General features: G+C 35.4%; 1 protein-coding gene. It reads right to left on the bottom strand.

Annotated features, from left to right (window positions below):
* Window positions 1-571: Rpn family recombination-promoting nuclease/putative transposase (locus ACP5GV_RS08140; RefSeq protein WP_428103311.1), on the bottom strand; the 571-nt coding region annotated here is incomplete at both ends.

The raw sequence follows: 571 nt of genomic DNA on the forward strand, positions 1-571 counted from the left end.
CCTCTATCTTGCCTTCTTTTTTACCATACTGAATAGCATCTTCAAACAGGTTTCTCATTTCTTCACCTCCTGATTGTATCTCTGATAATATACTTCTAAATGTTTCCAAGTCAACGTCTGTATTCTTGTAAACCTCTATTAAGAAGTATCTCATGAAATATCTTCTGTCTTTAAGTATGTAAGCGATTCTTTCTAAGCCACGCCCAATTGGAATTTCTCCTGATGTTATTTTCATAAGTATTGCATATGCGTATAGCTCTATATCTTTTCTTATGGCCTCTACTTTCTCTGGGTCCATCTCCTTTGGAGTTTTGAGAGTATAAGATAGGTTGAAAAGGTAATTTTTTATCTCTTCATCAATAGGAAGGTCTTTAGTAGTAGAGGTTGGTATATTCCATTCTTCTTTGCCTACATACAACACTATAGGGACAATATTGGGAAAGTCTTTGTTTTCTCTATAGGCTTCTTCGTATTTAGCGTAGATGTAAGATAGCAGCTGAAGGAATATGCCTTTATCTGGGTTTGATTTGTGCTCTACGATAAAGTAGAGCTCTATTTTCTTATCTGTGCC

It is taken from the genome of Caldisphaera sp., from assembly GCF_049974385.1.
Lineage (GTDB): Archaea > Thermoproteota > Thermoprotei_A > Sulfolobales > Acidilobaceae > Caldisphaera.